This is a genomic window from Nocardioides sp. CFH 31398, from assembly GCF_022436705.1.
GTDB lineage: Bacteria > Actinomycetota > Actinomycetes > Propionibacteriales > Nocardioidaceae > Nocardioides.
Genome location: NZ_JAKUHT010000002.1, coordinates 76,012 through 88,583, shown reverse-complemented (window position 1 = coordinate 88,583; position 12,572 = coordinate 76,012). Strand labels below are relative to the sequence as shown.

10 protein-coding genes are annotated in these 12,572 nt (G+C 77.0%); 6 read left to right on the top strand and 4 right to left on the bottom strand.

The window, feature by feature from the left end:
- The first annotated feature begins 29 nt into the window (after positions 1 to 29).
- Positions 30 to 1,601, top strand: a complete 1,572-nt coding sequence (locus MJ876_RS02190; protein WP_240234410.1) for an NAD(P)/FAD-dependent oxidoreductase — start codon at positions 30 to 32, stop codon at positions 1,599 to 1,601.
- A gap of 47 nt (positions 1,602 to 1,648) precedes the next feature.
- The gene (locus MJ876_RS02185; RefSeq protein WP_240234409.1) at positions 1,649 to 2,275 is read left to right on the top strand and encodes an isochorismatase family protein; all 627 of its coding nucleotides are present in this window, start codon (positions 1,649 to 1,651) and stop codon (positions 2,273 to 2,275) included.
- Here the strand turns inward: MJ876_RS02185 and MJ876_RS02180 are convergent.
- Together MJ876_RS02180 and MJ876_RS02175 are read right to left on the bottom strand one after the other, a co-directional pair.
- Complete coding sequence (locus MJ876_RS02180) at positions 2,250 to 3,749, bottom strand: GAF domain-containing sensor histidine kinase (RefSeq protein ID WP_240234408.1); 1,500 nt, start codon at positions 3,747 to 3,749, stop codon at positions 2,250 to 2,252. The two genes, MJ876_RS02185 and MJ876_RS02180, sit on opposite strands and share 26 nt — an antisense overlap.
- Before the next feature lie 191 nt (positions 3,750 to 3,940).
- The gene (locus MJ876_RS02175) at positions 3,941 to 5,689 is read right to left on the bottom strand and encodes a GAF domain-containing sensor histidine kinase (RefSeq protein ID WP_240234407.1); all 1,749 of its coding nucleotides are present in this window, start codon (positions 5,687 to 5,689) and stop codon (positions 3,941 to 3,943) included.
- A 328-nt stretch (positions 5,690 to 6,017) separates the two neighbouring features.
- Between MJ876_RS02175 and MJ876_RS02170 the strand changes: the two genes are divergently transcribed.
- Genes MJ876_RS02170 through MJ876_RS02160 form a run of 3 tightly spaced genes read left to right on the top strand, consistent with a single transcriptional unit; the run spans position 6,018 to position 8,752 of the window.
- The gene (locus MJ876_RS02170) at positions 6,018 to 7,145 is read left to right on the top strand and encodes a hypothetical protein (RefSeq protein ID WP_240234406.1); all 1,128 of its coding nucleotides are present in this window, start codon (positions 6,018 to 6,020) and stop codon (positions 7,143 to 7,145) included.
- Between the two features lie 37 nt (positions 7,146 to 7,182).
- Positions 7,183 to 7,590 carry a YciI family protein gene (locus tag MJ876_RS02165; RefSeq protein WP_240234405.1) on the top strand — a complete coding sequence of 136 codons (408 nt, stop codon included), beginning with the start codon at positions 7,183 to 7,185 and terminating at the stop codon, positions 7,588 to 7,590.
- Between the two features lie 16 nt (positions 7,591 to 7,606).
- A complete protein-coding gene (locus tag MJ876_RS02160; RefSeq protein WP_240234441.1) occupies positions 7,607 to 8,752 on the top strand; it encodes an RNA polymerase sigma factor in 1,146 nt (381 codons plus the stop codon).
- Here the strand turns inward: MJ876_RS02160 and MJ876_RS02155 are convergent.
- Entirely contained in the window at positions 8,715 to 9,017 is a 303-nt protein-coding gene (locus tag MJ876_RS02155; protein ID WP_275694269.1) for a WhiB family transcriptional regulator, read from the bottom strand. The two genes, MJ876_RS02160 and MJ876_RS02155, sit on opposite strands and share 38 nt — an antisense overlap.
- A gap of 144 nt (positions 9,018 to 9,161) precedes the next feature.
- On the opposite strand from MJ876_RS02155, the gene MJ876_RS02150 reads away from it, so the two are divergent.
- The gene (locus tag MJ876_RS02150) at positions 9,162 to 12,158 is read left to right on the top strand and encodes a BTAD domain-containing putative transcriptional regulator (protein ID WP_240234404.1); all 2,997 of its coding nucleotides are present in this window, start codon (positions 9,162 to 9,164) and stop codon (positions 12,156 to 12,158) included.
- On the opposite strand, the gene MJ876_RS02145 is transcribed toward MJ876_RS02150, so the two are convergent.
- Positions 12,135 to 12,542, bottom strand: coding sequence for a hypothetical protein (locus MJ876_RS02145; RefSeq protein WP_240234403.1), 408 nt, complete (start codon positions 12,540 to 12,542; stop codon positions 12,135 to 12,137). The two genes, MJ876_RS02150 and MJ876_RS02145, sit on opposite strands and share 24 nt — an antisense overlap.
- Between the last annotated feature and the right edge of the window lie 30 nt (positions 12,543 to 12,572).

The window sequence follows — 12,572 nt, the reverse complement described above, 5'->3', positions numbered from 1 at the left end:
TCGTCACCCCCCGCGACGGAAGCCCGAGCATGACGACAGACGGCACCACCCTCCCTGCCCCGACCACCGGACGGCACCGCCCGCGTCCGGTGCTGTCCACCTCCACCTACGACGCCGTCGTCGTCGGGACGAGCCTCAACGGACTCCTCGCCGCCGCCGAGCTCGCCGGCAACGGGTGGGCGGTGGCCGTGCTGGGCGAGTTCACCGGCAGCACCGAGGTCGGTCTCGACCACCTGACGCTGCCGGGCCACGTGCACGACGCGTTCACGCTGTGGCACCTCCACTTCCTGTCCGGACCCGCCCACGCCGGCCTCGCCGACGACCTGCGCCGCCACGGGCTCGACTACCTCTCCACACCCGGCCCGCTCACGGCCACCGTCGGCGACGCCGGCACCCTGGTCGCCCACCGGGACCCCGGCGCGACCGCTGCCGCCTTCGCGGACCCCCGGGACGCCGCGGCGTACGTCGGCCTGCTGCGGGGCGTCGAGCGGCTCGCCCCGGGCGCCCGTCGCGGCCTGGGCGCCGGCGTCGGCCGCCGGGAGATGTTCGCCGTGGACGGCGTCGGCCTGCGCGTCGCCGCGTACAGCGGTGAGCCGGAGGTCGGCCGGGCGGCCGCGCTCAGCGCCGCCGAGCTGCTCGCCGACCGGTTCCGCGGCGACGAGGTCGCCCGCCTCTGGCTGCCCTGGCTCCCCGCCCTCGGCCTGCGGTCCGACGACGTCCTGGGAGGACTCGCCCTCCCCGCCACCGTGCTCGCGCTGCACGAGACCGGGATGCCGGCCGTCCGTGGCGGGGCCGCCCGCTTCAGCAGCGCGTTGCTGGGCCTGCTGCTCGAGCGCGGGGTGCACCTGCTCCTCGACCGGACGGCCGAGCGGATCGAGGTCGACCGGGGGCGCGCCGTGGCCGTCATCTCCGAGGGCCGGCGCTTCGAGGCGCTCGGCACCGTGCTCGCCGCCACGGACGCCGCCCGCCTGCACGAGGAGCTGCTGGGCGAGGGCCCGGCGCCGCACGAGCCCGGCAGGGGGGCTGCCGCCTTCCCGGACCCGGAGAGGCTGCGGGCGGAGCGGACGGTCCAGCTCGAGGCGCACCTCGCACTGCGGCGGCCGGTCCCCTGGGCCGACCCCGACCTGCGCGCCTCCCCCGTCGTCCACGTCGAGCGGCTCGACCAGACCCCCATCGCCGTCGGCCAGCCGTCGGTGGTCGACCCGGCCCGCGCCCCGCGCGGTCGCGCGACCGCCTGGCTGCGGGCCGAGGTGCCGGTGACGGCCGCGGCGGAGCCCGCGGCCGCTCTGCGTCACGCCCTCGACCAGGTCGACCGCCACGCCCCCGGGCTCGACCGCACCGTCGCCGCCTGGCGGGTCGGGACCCGACCGATCCGCGGGGGCGACCCCGGCCTGGTCCCCGGCGGGAGCGACCACCCCGCGACCGGGCGCTACCGGGTCGTCGACGACTGGGAGCCCGGCGTGGGCTCGGTGTACGCGACCGGCGTGAAGGGCCTCTACCACCTCGGCGCCTACCGCCACCCCACGCTGCGGCTCGGGGACGAGGCCCTGACCGGCGGCGCCCGGAGGTTGCCCGTCGGCGTCCGCGTGCCGACCGGCTGACGGCCCCGGCACGGCCCGGGCGTCGGCGCGGGCGGGATGATGGGGCCATGACCGCGAACCAGGAAGCGGGCGGCCCGGCGCGGGCCCTGCTCGTCGTCGACGTCCAGAACGACTTCTGCGAGGGCGGCTCGCTCGCCGTCCAGGGCGGCCACGCCGTCGCCGAGGCCATCTCCCGCCACCTCGTCGAGCACGGCGACGAGTACGTCGCCGTGGTCGCGACCCGCGACGACCACGACAGCCACTCGACGAACGGCGGGCACTTCGCCGCGCCCGGCGAGGAGCCCGACTTCGCGACCACCTGGCCGCCCCACTGCGTCGACGGCTCCCCCGGCCACGACTACGCCCCCGGCCTCGAGGTGGACCGGATCACCCACCACGTCCGCAAGGGCCGCGGCGTCCCCGCCTACTCCGGCTTCGAGGGGCGCGTCGACGGCGGGGACCACAGCGGGTCGACCCTGGCCGAGCTCCTCGCGGGGCTCGGCGTCCGGGCCGTCGACGTCGCCGGGCTCGCCACCGACTACTGCGTGCGCGCCACCGTGCTCGACGCCCGGCGCCACGGCCTCGACGTCACGCTGCTCGACGGCCTGCACGCCGGGGTGGCGCCGGCGACCTCGGACGCCGCGCTCGAGGAGATGTCCGCCGCCGGGGTCAGGCGGGCACCCGCGGGAGCGTGAGCGTCACGGTGGTGCCCCGCCCCGGACGGCTCTCCATCCGCACGCTCCCCCGGTGCTCGCTCGCGATCTCGCGGACCAGCGGCAGCCCGATGCCGCTGCCCGGGACGTCGGCCGTCCGCGCGCTGTCGGCGCGCCAGTAGAGCTCGAAGGCGCGCTCGACCTCCTCCGGGGTCAGGCCGCGGCCCTCGTCGGCGACGACCACCTCGACCCGGTCGGTGCCGCGGCGGACCTCGACGTCGACCGCACCGCCCTCCGGGCCGTACTTGATCGCGTTGGACAGCAGGTTCTCCACCGCTCGCTCGACGCGGCCCGGGTCCAGCGTCGCCCAGGTCTCCTCCCCCGCCACCCGTAGCGTGGCCCCCCGCTGGGCCGCCGGGGAGGCGAGCGTCTCCGCCGCCCGGGTGACCAGGGCGTGCAGGTCGGTGGCCCGCAGGTCCAGGCGACCGCGTCGCCCGGCGTCGGCGAGGATGTCCGTCACCCGGTCCTGCAGGGTGGTCGCGCTGCCGCGGATCCGCTGCACCAGTCGGGCCGCGGAGCCGTCGACCTCGTCGGCGAGCATCTCGGTGAACCCGAGGATGGCCGTCAGGGGCGTCCGCAGCTCGTGCGACACCGTCGCGGAGAACCGCTCGCGGACCTCCAGCGAGTGGGCGAGCTCGGTGACGTCGTGCGCCACGAGCAGGGTGGCCTCCCGGCCGTCCGGCAGGGTGAGGGCGTGGCCGCTGGCCACGACCGCGACCTGCCCGTCCCCGGCGCCCAGCCACTGCACCTCCGGGTGCCGCAGCGCCCCCCGCAGGGCCCGCGGCACCATCTGCTCCTCCGCGGGCACCGCCTCACGGCGGTCGGCGCGCACCACCCGCGTCCCGGCGTGGGGCGCGACGTCGAGGTCGAAGCCTGCCGCGACGGCCAGCGCCTCGGCGCGGGCGTTGGCGAGGAGGAGCCGCCCGCCGTCGTCGTACAGCGCGAGGGCGACCTCGGCGGCGTCGACCATCGCGCGGGCGAGGTCCACGCCGGCCGCCGCCTGCGCGCTCACGTGCTGGATCTCCGCGGAGCAGGCCTGCGCCAGGTCCTCCAGGCCGGCGAGGTCGCTGGCGCTCCACTCGCGCGGCTCGGGGCCGATGGCGCACAGCGAGCCCACCACCTGGCCGGCGGCGTTCGTCAGGGGCCACCCGGCGTACGCGACGACACCCAGGTCGTCGATCGCGAGGTTGTCGAGCAGTCGCGGGTCGCGGCGGGCGTCGGACACCACGAGCGGCGCTCGCTCGGCGACCACGTGCTGGCAGAACGAGTGCGTCAGCGGTGTCTCGCGCCGCGAGGCCCACGGCTCGGGCAGGCCCAGCGAACCGGGGAACACCTGCCGGTCCGGCTCGACGATCGTGACGAGCGCGACCGGGACGTCGAGGAACCGCCGCACCAGCCGGCAGTAGTGGTCGAAGCTCACCCCGAGCAGAGGACTCCCGTCCACGTGGTGCTCCATGGTCCCCTTCCAGGCCAGGTCCGGGCAGCACGATCCGCCGCCACGCCCCCGGTCCCGGACGCCGCCTCGGCGGCACTGGAGAGCGGCACCACGGTAGGGCACGGCCCCGGGCGACGTCAGCGGTTCCCCGGTTCCGGCGCGCCGCCGCACGCCCGGGCCGGCCCGCCACGCACCCCGGGACGCGTGGCGCGTCAGCGGTCGAGCGGCAGCCGGACCTCGAAGGTCGACCCCTGCCCGAGGGTCGACTGCACGTCGATGCGGCCGCCGTGGCGCTCGACCACGCGGGCGGCGATGGCCAGGCCGAGGCCGGTGCCGGGGCGCGTGCGCGCGCGGGGGTTCGCCGACCGGAAGAACTCCCCGAAGATGCGCCCGCGCTCCTCCTCGGCGATGCCGATGCCCCGGTCGGTCACGGCCAGGACGGCGTCGCGGTCCTCGGCGCCGACACGGATCGCCACCTCCCCGCCGTCGTCGGAGTACTTCACGGCGTTGCTGACGAGGTTGACGACGAGGTGCTCGAGCTCCCCCGGCATGCCCCGGACCCGCGCGCCGGGGGCGGCGTCGACCGACACCGTCACCCCGCGCTGGCCGGCCTGCACGGTCACGACCTCGACGGCGTCGGCGACGAGGGCGGCCAGGTCGACCGACCGGCCGTCGCGGACGTCGGCGGCCTCGTCGACCGCCGAGAGCGTGAGCAGGTTGTCGACGAGCACCGCCAGCCGGTGGGTGGCGCGCCCGATCCTGTCGGAGAGCATCGTGGCGGCCGGCTGCTCGGCGACCTCGTCCTGCAGCAGCTCCAGGTTCCCGCGCACCGCCGTCAGCGGGTTCTTCAGCTCGTGGGCGATGGTCGCGATCAGCTGCTGCTTGTACGCCGCGTGGCCGCGCTCGCGCTCGAAGAACCGAGCGGTCTGCAGCGCGGAGCCGAGGTCACGGCCGAGGTCCTGGGCGGCGAGGATCTCCAGGTCGCTCCACTCGGCGGCGCCGGAGCGGCGGACGCCGACGACGGCGCCGAGGCACTGCACGCCGGCTCCCACCGGCACCAGCAGCATCGACTCCAGCCCGACGCCGTGGAGGAACCCCAGCACCTCCTCCCACCCGTCGCTGCCCGAGCCCTCGGGCAGGACCCGCTCGTCCTCGACGACCACCGCGAGCTGGCCGCGCCACGCGCGGTCCGCCATGACGCGGATGCGCTCGACGATCTCGGACGGCGGGTCCGTCCCCGCCCCGGCGGGGTGCCGCAGCAGACGGCGGGGGTCCTCGGTGTGGAACCAGACCTCGTCGGCGCGCAGGCAGTCCGCGAGGTCGGCGCCGGCGGCGTCGAGGAGGTCGCTCTCGTCGAGGCGGGTGATGGCGGACCGCACCACCCGACGGGCCTGGGCGGCGATCCGCAGCTGCTCGTCGCTGCGGTGGAGGCTGTCGGCGTGCAGGAGGACGGGCACCATCCGCTCGACGTACGCCTCGAGCTGGGAGCGCATGGTCACCGTCGGGACCCGCCCGCCGGGCGGGTGGTCGACGGCCACGTGCCCGCGGACCGAGCCCGTCTGGTCGACGAACATCACGAACAGCTCGTCGTCGGGCGACCACACCTCCGGGTCCCCCGTCCGGGGGGCGTCGGAGGCCCAGCGCGGCCCGTTGTCGGGCAACCGCCCCCGGGGCACGTAGTGGACCCGCCCGTGGACGTCGGCGGCCGCGATCGCGCGGTCGAGCTGCTCGCCGGCCAGGTGGGTGCCGAGCAGGTAGTCCCGGGCGTCGGGCGGCCCCACGACCGCGACGAACTCGTACTCGCCGGTGCCCCGCAGCAGCGAGACGGCGACCACCCCGTAGCCGAGCACGTCGCGGACGCCCTCGGCCGCGTGCTGGAGGTCGAGGTCGGCGGCCTCGTGGAGGTCGCGCAGGTCGTCCGCAGGCGCACGGACATGGCGTCGCGCTCCCTGCTCCGACATCGGCGCCCCCGCCCGAGGAGAAGCACCGGCGTTCGGTGCCGCCCCCGATCCTAGGAAGAACCGGGGCGTCGCGTCTCCCCCGGCAAGCGGACCCGCGGCAGCCACGCGCGCCGGACGACGTCCCGAGGGTCTCGCGCGCCTCCCCCGGATCGCAGCGCGCGAGACGACACCACTACAGCGACCCCGGTCCGCCGGCGTCAGCGGGCGGCCCTGCTCCCGGACGGTCCCGGACAGCCGACACGGGCCGCGGGGCGTCCCGCGCTAGGGTCCGGGCCGGACCCTGCCGGTGCTACGACGACGGGGGCCGCGACGACATGGGGGTGTCGGTGTGGACGAGACGCACAGCACGGAGACCGGCGAGGCACGGTGGACGCCGATCGCGAGCGAGCTGCGCCGGCTGCGCTCGGAGGCCGGGGACCCGTCGTTCCAGACCATCGCCTCCCGGGTGCGTGACGCCCGGCTGGCGGCCGGGGTGCCCCCCGCGGTCGCCCGGGTCGCCCGCTCGACGGTCTACGACTGCTTCCGCGACGGCCGGACCCGGATGAGCCTGCCCCTGGTGCGGGAGATCGCCCTCGCGCTCGGCGTCCCCGAGGAGGGGGTGGACGACTGGGTGGCCGCCGCCCGCTCCCCCGCCGCCCCGGCACCGGGGCGCCCCGAGGAGCCCCCGGCGACCCTCCCGCCAGCGGCGGACGCAGCGCCCGCCGAGGTGCCCGCCGAGGTGCCCGCCGAGGTGCCCGCCGAGGTGCCCGCCGAGGGGCCCGCCGAGGGGCCCGCCGAGGGGGTGCCAGCGCCGGTCCCACCGGCCGCGACCACCCACCCCGGACCGCCGGCCGAACCGGGCCCGCCCGCACCCGCGACCGTGCTCGCCGTGATCGTGGGCTGCGTGGCGCTCAACCTGGCCGGGTTGTCGTTCGTCGCGCTGACCGAGGTCCCCTTCTTCCTCGACATGACCGGCACCGCCGTCGCCGCCATCGCCCTCGGCCCGTGGCGCGGCGTGCTCGTCGCGGTCGTGTCCTCCGTCGTGGGCCTCGGCGTCGCCGCTCCCGAGGAGCTCGGGTTCGTCGCCGTCAACGTGGTGGGCGCCCTCCTGTGGGGCCACGGAGTCCGGTCCTGGGGCCTCGGCCGCACGCTGCCGCGGTTCCTGGCCCTGAACCTCGGGGTCGGCGTCGCGTGCACGGCCCTGGCGGTCCCCGTGCTGCTCCTCGTGGCCGGCACGGAGCCGCGGGGACCGCAGGACCAGCTCACGGTGACGTTCGCGGCGCTCCTCGGCACGTACGTCGTGGGGCTGGTCGTCGCGAACCTCGTCGCCTCCGTCGTGGACAAGCTCGTGGCGGGGTTCGTGGCGCTGGTCGCGGTCTCGGTCCTGCCCGCGTCCGTCCGGCACGGGTGCGGACTCCTCATCGCCGAGCACCGGGGAGACGTCGAGAAGCGGCGGTCGGCTCCGTCCTCGGGGTGAGGCGGCCAGGATGGGCCGCACGAGAGGAGACACGACGATGGCCAAGTACCTGCTGCTCAAGCACTACCGCGGCGCCCCGGCGGCGACCCACGACGTCCCGATGGACCGGTGGACGCCCGCGGAGGTCGACGCGCACCTGCGCTACATGGACGACTTCGCCGACCGGCTGCGCGACTCCGGCGAGTTCGTGGACGGCCAGGCACTGCTGCCCGAGGGCCTGTGGGTCCGGTACGACGGGGAGGGCCGTCCGCCGGCGACGGACGGGCCGTTCCCGGAGACCAAGGACCTGATCGCCGGCTGGATGATCATCGACGTCACCGACCGCGACCGGGCGATCGAGCTCGCCGGCGAGCTGTCCGCCGCCCCCGGTGCCGACGGCCTGCCGATCGGCGAGTGGCTGGAGGTCCGCCCCCTCTACGGGGAGACCCCCACGGTCACCGACTGAGGGCCCGACCGTGGAGGTGGACGAGGGCCTGCTGCGCCGGCTGGCGCCGCAGGTCACGGCCGTCCTCGTCGGCCGCGGCGCCGACTTCGCGACGGCCGAGGACGCCGTGCAGGAGGCCCTGCTCGAGGCGACCCAGCGCTGGTCCGACGACCCCCCGCGCGACCCGCGCGGCTGGCTGGTCACCGTGGCGTGGCGCCGCTTCCTGGACGCCGCCCGCTCCGAGACCGCGCGACGGCGCCGGGAGGAGCGGGTCGCGGAGGAGCCGCCGCCGGGCCCCGCGGCCTCGGACGACGACACGCTGGCGCTGTACGTCCTGTGCGCCCACCCCGCGCTGACCCCGGCGTCGGCGGTGGCCCTCACCCTGCGGGCCGTGGGGGGCCTGACCACCCGACAGGTCGCGGAGGCGTACCTGGTGCCCGAGTCGACGATGGCCCAGCGGATCTCGCGGGCGAAGGCGACGGTGGCCCGGGAGGGTCTCGACCGGCGCGCGCCGGGGGACGTGGCGACGGTGCTCCGCGTGCTCTACCTCGTCTTCAACGAGGGCCACGCGGGCGACGTCGACCTCGCCGAGGAGGCCATCCGGCTGACCCGTCAGCTCGCGGGGCTCGTCGACCACCCGGAGGTGCACGGGCTGCTGGCGCTGATGCTGCTCCACCACGCACGCCGGGCGGCCCGCACCCGCGCCGACTCCTCGCTCGTCCCGCTCGCCGAGCAGGACCGGTCGCGGTGGGACACCGACCTCGTCGCCGAGGGCGTCGACCTCCTGCAGGCGGCGCTGGCCCGCGACCGGCTCGGGCCGATGCAGGCGCAGGCCGCGGTGGCGGCCCTGCACGCCGACGCACCCAGCGCCGAGGAGACCGACTGGGTGCAGGTCGTCGAGTGGTACGACGAGCTGCTGGCGCTCGGCGAGGACCCGGTGGCCCGGCTCGCCCGGGCCGTGGCCGTCGGTGAGGCCGACGGACCGCGAGCCGGCCTGCGGGCGCTCGCGGAGGTCGACCCCGCCGTCCCCCGGTGGACGGCGGCGTCGGCCCACCTGCACGAGCGCAGCGGCGACATCGAGCGGGCGGCGACGCTGTACGCGGAGGCTGCGGCGCTCGCGACCTCGACGGCCGAGCGCGACCACCTCACCCGGCAGGCTGCTCGGCTGCGGTCACCGGGGTGACGTACGACGAGCGGGGCGGGCGGCCGCGACCGCGCTTGACCGCCACCACCTCGCCGTCCACGAAGATGCGGCCACCCCACACGCCCCAGGGCTCGCGGCGCTCGAGCGCCCCCTCGAGGCACTGCTCGACGAGGGCGCAGCCGCCGCAGAGGGCCTGCGCGACCTTGAGCTTCTCCGGTTTCTCCGCGAACCACAGGTCGAGGTCGTCGCGGCACGGGGTGAGTGCCGACCCCTCGTACGAGGGGGCGATCGGGGCGAGCGTCATGGCGGTCCTCCGGGTCGTCGTCAGGTGCCTGGTGACGACCCTGGGGCGCCGTCCTTGCGAACGACTGGCACCTGACTTGAGCGCCCGTGCAAGGCGCTGACAACACTTGCCTCGACCACCGGTCCGGTCCCTAGGATCGGGGCCGTGGTCGCCGCTGCCGCTGCACCCTCGTCCCCCACCCTCGGCGTGCTCGGCCCCACGCTGCTCACGGTGGACGGCACGGACGTCGAGCTGATGCCGGCGCTGCGCGCGCTCCTCGCGGCCCTCGTCGTCGACGCGCCCCGCGTCGTGGGGGTGGACACGCTGCTGGCCCGGGTGTGGGACTCCCCCGAGGAGGGGTCCCTCGCGACGCTGCACAGCTACGTCTCCCGACTGCGGCGCCGCCTCGGCCCGGACGTGCTCCTCACCCGGTCGCCCGGCTACCGCCTCGCGCTCGCCCCGGACGCGGTGGACGCCGTCCGCTTCACCTCCCTCGTGCGGACCGCCCGGGAGGAGCCCGACCCGTCCCGCGCCCGCGACCTGGTCGCCGAGGCGCTGGCCCTGTGGCGCGGCGAGGCCTACGCCGACGTCCCCCAGCAGTTCGCCCGTCTCGAGGCCGACCGGCTCGCCGCCCGCCACCTCGAGGCCCACGAGCTCGCGGCCGACCTCGACCTCCGGCTCGGCCGGCCCGAGGACGTCGTCGAGCGGCTGGCGCCGCTCGTCGCCCGCGAGCCCCTACACGAGGGCCTGCGTGCCGTGCTGATGGTGGCTCTGTACCGCTCGGGTCGCCAGGCCGCCGCGCTGGAGGTCTACGAGTCCGGCCGGCACCGCCTCGCCGAGGACCTCGGTGTCGACCCCGGGCCGCAGCTGCGGCGCCTCCACGAGCAGGTGCTGCTCCAGGACCCGGCCCTCGACCGACCCCCGGCACCCAGCCGACCCAGCCCACCCAGCACACCGTCCCGCCCACCCGCCGCACCCACCCCCTCGCCGACCGGGGCGACCCCGCCCACCTCGTCGCCGTCCCCGGCCGAGCCCGTCGCCCCCACCGGTGGTGGGCTGGTCGAGCCGCCGACCGCCCTCGTCGGGCGCGACTGCGACCTCGAGCGGGTGGTGGCGGCCCTGCGGGACGACACCCGGCTCCTGACGCTGACCGGCACCGGCGGTGTGGGCAAGACCCGGCTCGCCCTCGCCGTGGCGGGCCGGCTGCGCCAGGAGGTCGCCGACGGCGTCGTCCTCGTCCCCCTCGCGACCGTCACCGACCCGGCGCTGGTGCTGCCGACCGTCGTCCACGCGCTCCGCCAGGCCCTGCCGGCGCCGGCCGACGGTCCGGCCGCCGCGGGCGACGCCGACCCGGGTGACGCCGCCGTCGCGCTGCTCCGGGGTCGGGACGTGCTGCTGGTGCTGGACAACGTCGAGCACCTGCTGGACGCCGCCCCCCGGGTGTCGTGGCTCGTCGGCGCCGCGCCGGGGCTCCGGGTGCTGGTCACGAGCCGGGCCCCGCTGCGGGTCAACGGCGAGCACGAGCACCTGGTCGAGCCGCTCGCGGTGCCGCGGGGCGGCGCCGACGTCGCCGAGGTCGCGTCCTCGCCGGCGGTCTCGCTGTTCATGACCCGGGCCCGGGCGGTGAGCCGTGGCTTCGTGCTCGACGACCTCACCGTGGGCCCGGTGGCGGAGATCTGCCAGCGGCTCGCCGGCATCCCGCTGGCGCTCGAGCTGGCCGCCTCCCGCGTGCGGGTCCTGACCCTCCAGGTCCTGCTCCAACGGCTGGACGAGGCCCTCTCGTCCGGTCTCCGCGACCTGCCCGCCCGCCAGCGCACCATGCAGGCCACCCTCGACTGGAGCTACCGGCTGCTGCCCGAGGCGGCCCAGCGGCTCTTCCGCGACCTCGCGGTCTTCTCCGGCGGCTGGTCCTACGACCTCTTCGCGGACGTGGTCGGCGCCGACCGGATCGGTGACCTCGAGGAGCTGGTCGAGCACTCGCTGGTCACGGTGTCGTGGTCGTCCGACGGGCGGCCCCGCTACGGGATGCTCGAACCGGTCGCCCAGCACGCCCAGCGACTCTCACGACCCGACGAGCTCGCGTCCGTGACCCGCGCCCACGCCCGCGCCTGCGTGGAGCTCGCCGAGCGGGCCGCCGTCGGCTACCTCGGCCGCGAGCAGGTGACCTGGCTCCGCGTCGTCGACGACGAGCACGCCAACCTGCTCGCGGCCGTCGAGCGCAGCCTCCGGGCGGGCGACCACACCACCCCGGGGCGCCTCGCCTGGTCGCTGTGGCTCTACTGGTGGCTCCGCGGGCTGTCCGACCTCGGTCGGCGGACGGCGGCCGCGGCGGCCGCGCTGCCGGGCGCCCCGCCGGAGGTCAGGACCCGGGCGACGATCGCGCTCGCCTGCATGGCCTACGCGCAGGGCGACCACACGGCTGCCGGCGAGGCCTGGGGGCGCGCGCTGGAGGACGCCGTCGTCCTCGGCGACACCGAGGCGGAGGCGAACAGCCGGGCGGGCCTGGGCATCGCCGCGCTCGCGCGCGGGGACCTCGCGGAGGCACGCACGCGGCTCGAGCAGGCGCTCGCGCTGACCGGGACCCTGCCCGCCGACTCCTACGGCCCCTGGCTGGAGGTGCTCGCGCAGGTGTGGCTCGGCACCGCGCTCCTCGAGACCGGCCACCCCGACGAGGCCCGCTCGCGGGTCACCCGCGCCCACGCCCTGGCCACGGCCCGAGGGGACCGGCTCGGGGCCTTCTCGGCCCTGTGGAGCCTGGCCCGCCTGGAGTCCGGGTCGGACGACGCCGCGGCCCGTCGCCACCTGCGCGAGGGGATCCGGCTGTCGCAGGAGATGGGCGACCTGTCGAACCTGTCCTACTTCCTCGACCTGCTCGTCGTGATCGAGCTGCGCCTGGTCGGCGACGAGGCCTCCGTCGAGCGGCTCGCCACCCTGCTCGGTGCCGCCGAGTCGTGCCGCGAGCTGGGCAACGGCCAGGCCTACGGCGGGTACTACCTGCCCGACGACGACGCCCGTGACGCCGCCGCCGCGACCGTCCGGGACCGCCTCGGCGGGGCGTCGTACGACCGCTGCCGACGGTCCGGACGGGTGCTCGGCCTCGACGCGACCGTCGCGCTCGCGCTGGAGGGCCCGGAGCCCTCAGCGCCGCACGACGTGCGGTGACGTCCACGGCCAGCTGCGCGCCAGCCAGTCCGGCAGCGCCGCCAGCAGGGCCTCCGCGAGCGACGTGCCGACCTGGTCGGGCGTGAGCGCCCACCCGACCTCGACGTCGTGCGGCGGGGTCCCGGGGTCGAGCGTCACCCAGGCCAGCAGGCGCCGCTCCTCGTCGTCGAACGCGCCGTAGACGAAGGCGGAGCGCGCGACGCAGGCCGCGGCGACCGCCTCGGTGTCGAGGCCGGCGGGCAGTCCGGGCAGGCCGGCGTCCGCGGCCCGCAGGGGGCGCAGGTGGTGCCCGGTCGCGAGCTCGCTGCGCGCGGGTGGGGTGAACCACGGCGCCAGCCAGGCGGCCGGGACCGGAGGGGGACGGACGTCGTCGACAGGGGGCATGACGACCACGGTCCACCGGCACCCCGTCAC

Excerpts from the sequence above, each read along its gene's own strand:
- MJ876_RS02190 (WP_240234410.1), top strand. The coding sequence starts at position 30 with ATGACGACAGACGGCACCACCCTCCCTGCCCCGACCACCGGACGGCAC.
- MJ876_RS02185 (WP_240234409.1), top strand. The coding sequence starts at position 1,649 with ATGACCGCGAACCAGGAAGCGGGCGGCCCGGCGCGGGCCCTGCTCGTC.
- MJ876_RS02180 (WP_240234408.1), bottom strand. The coding sequence starts at position 3,749 with ATGGAGCACCACGTGGACGGGAGTCCTCTGCTCGGGGTGAGCTTCGAC.
- MJ876_RS02175 (WP_240234407.1), bottom strand. The coding sequence starts at position 5,689 with ATGTCGGAGCAGGGAGCGCGACGCCATGTCCGTGCGCCTGCGGACGAC.
- MJ876_RS02165 (WP_240234405.1), top strand. The coding sequence starts at position 7,183 with ATGGCCAAGTACCTGCTGCTCAAGCACTACCGCGGCGCCCCGGCGGCG.
- MJ876_RS02155 (WP_275694269.1), bottom strand. The coding sequence starts at position 9,017 with ATGACGCTCGCCCCGATCGCCCCCTCGTACGAGGGGTCGGCACTCACC.
- MJ876_RS02145 (WP_240234403.1), bottom strand. The coding sequence starts at position 12,542 with ATGCCCCCTGTCGACGACGTCCGTCCCCCTCCGGTCCCGGCCGCCTGG.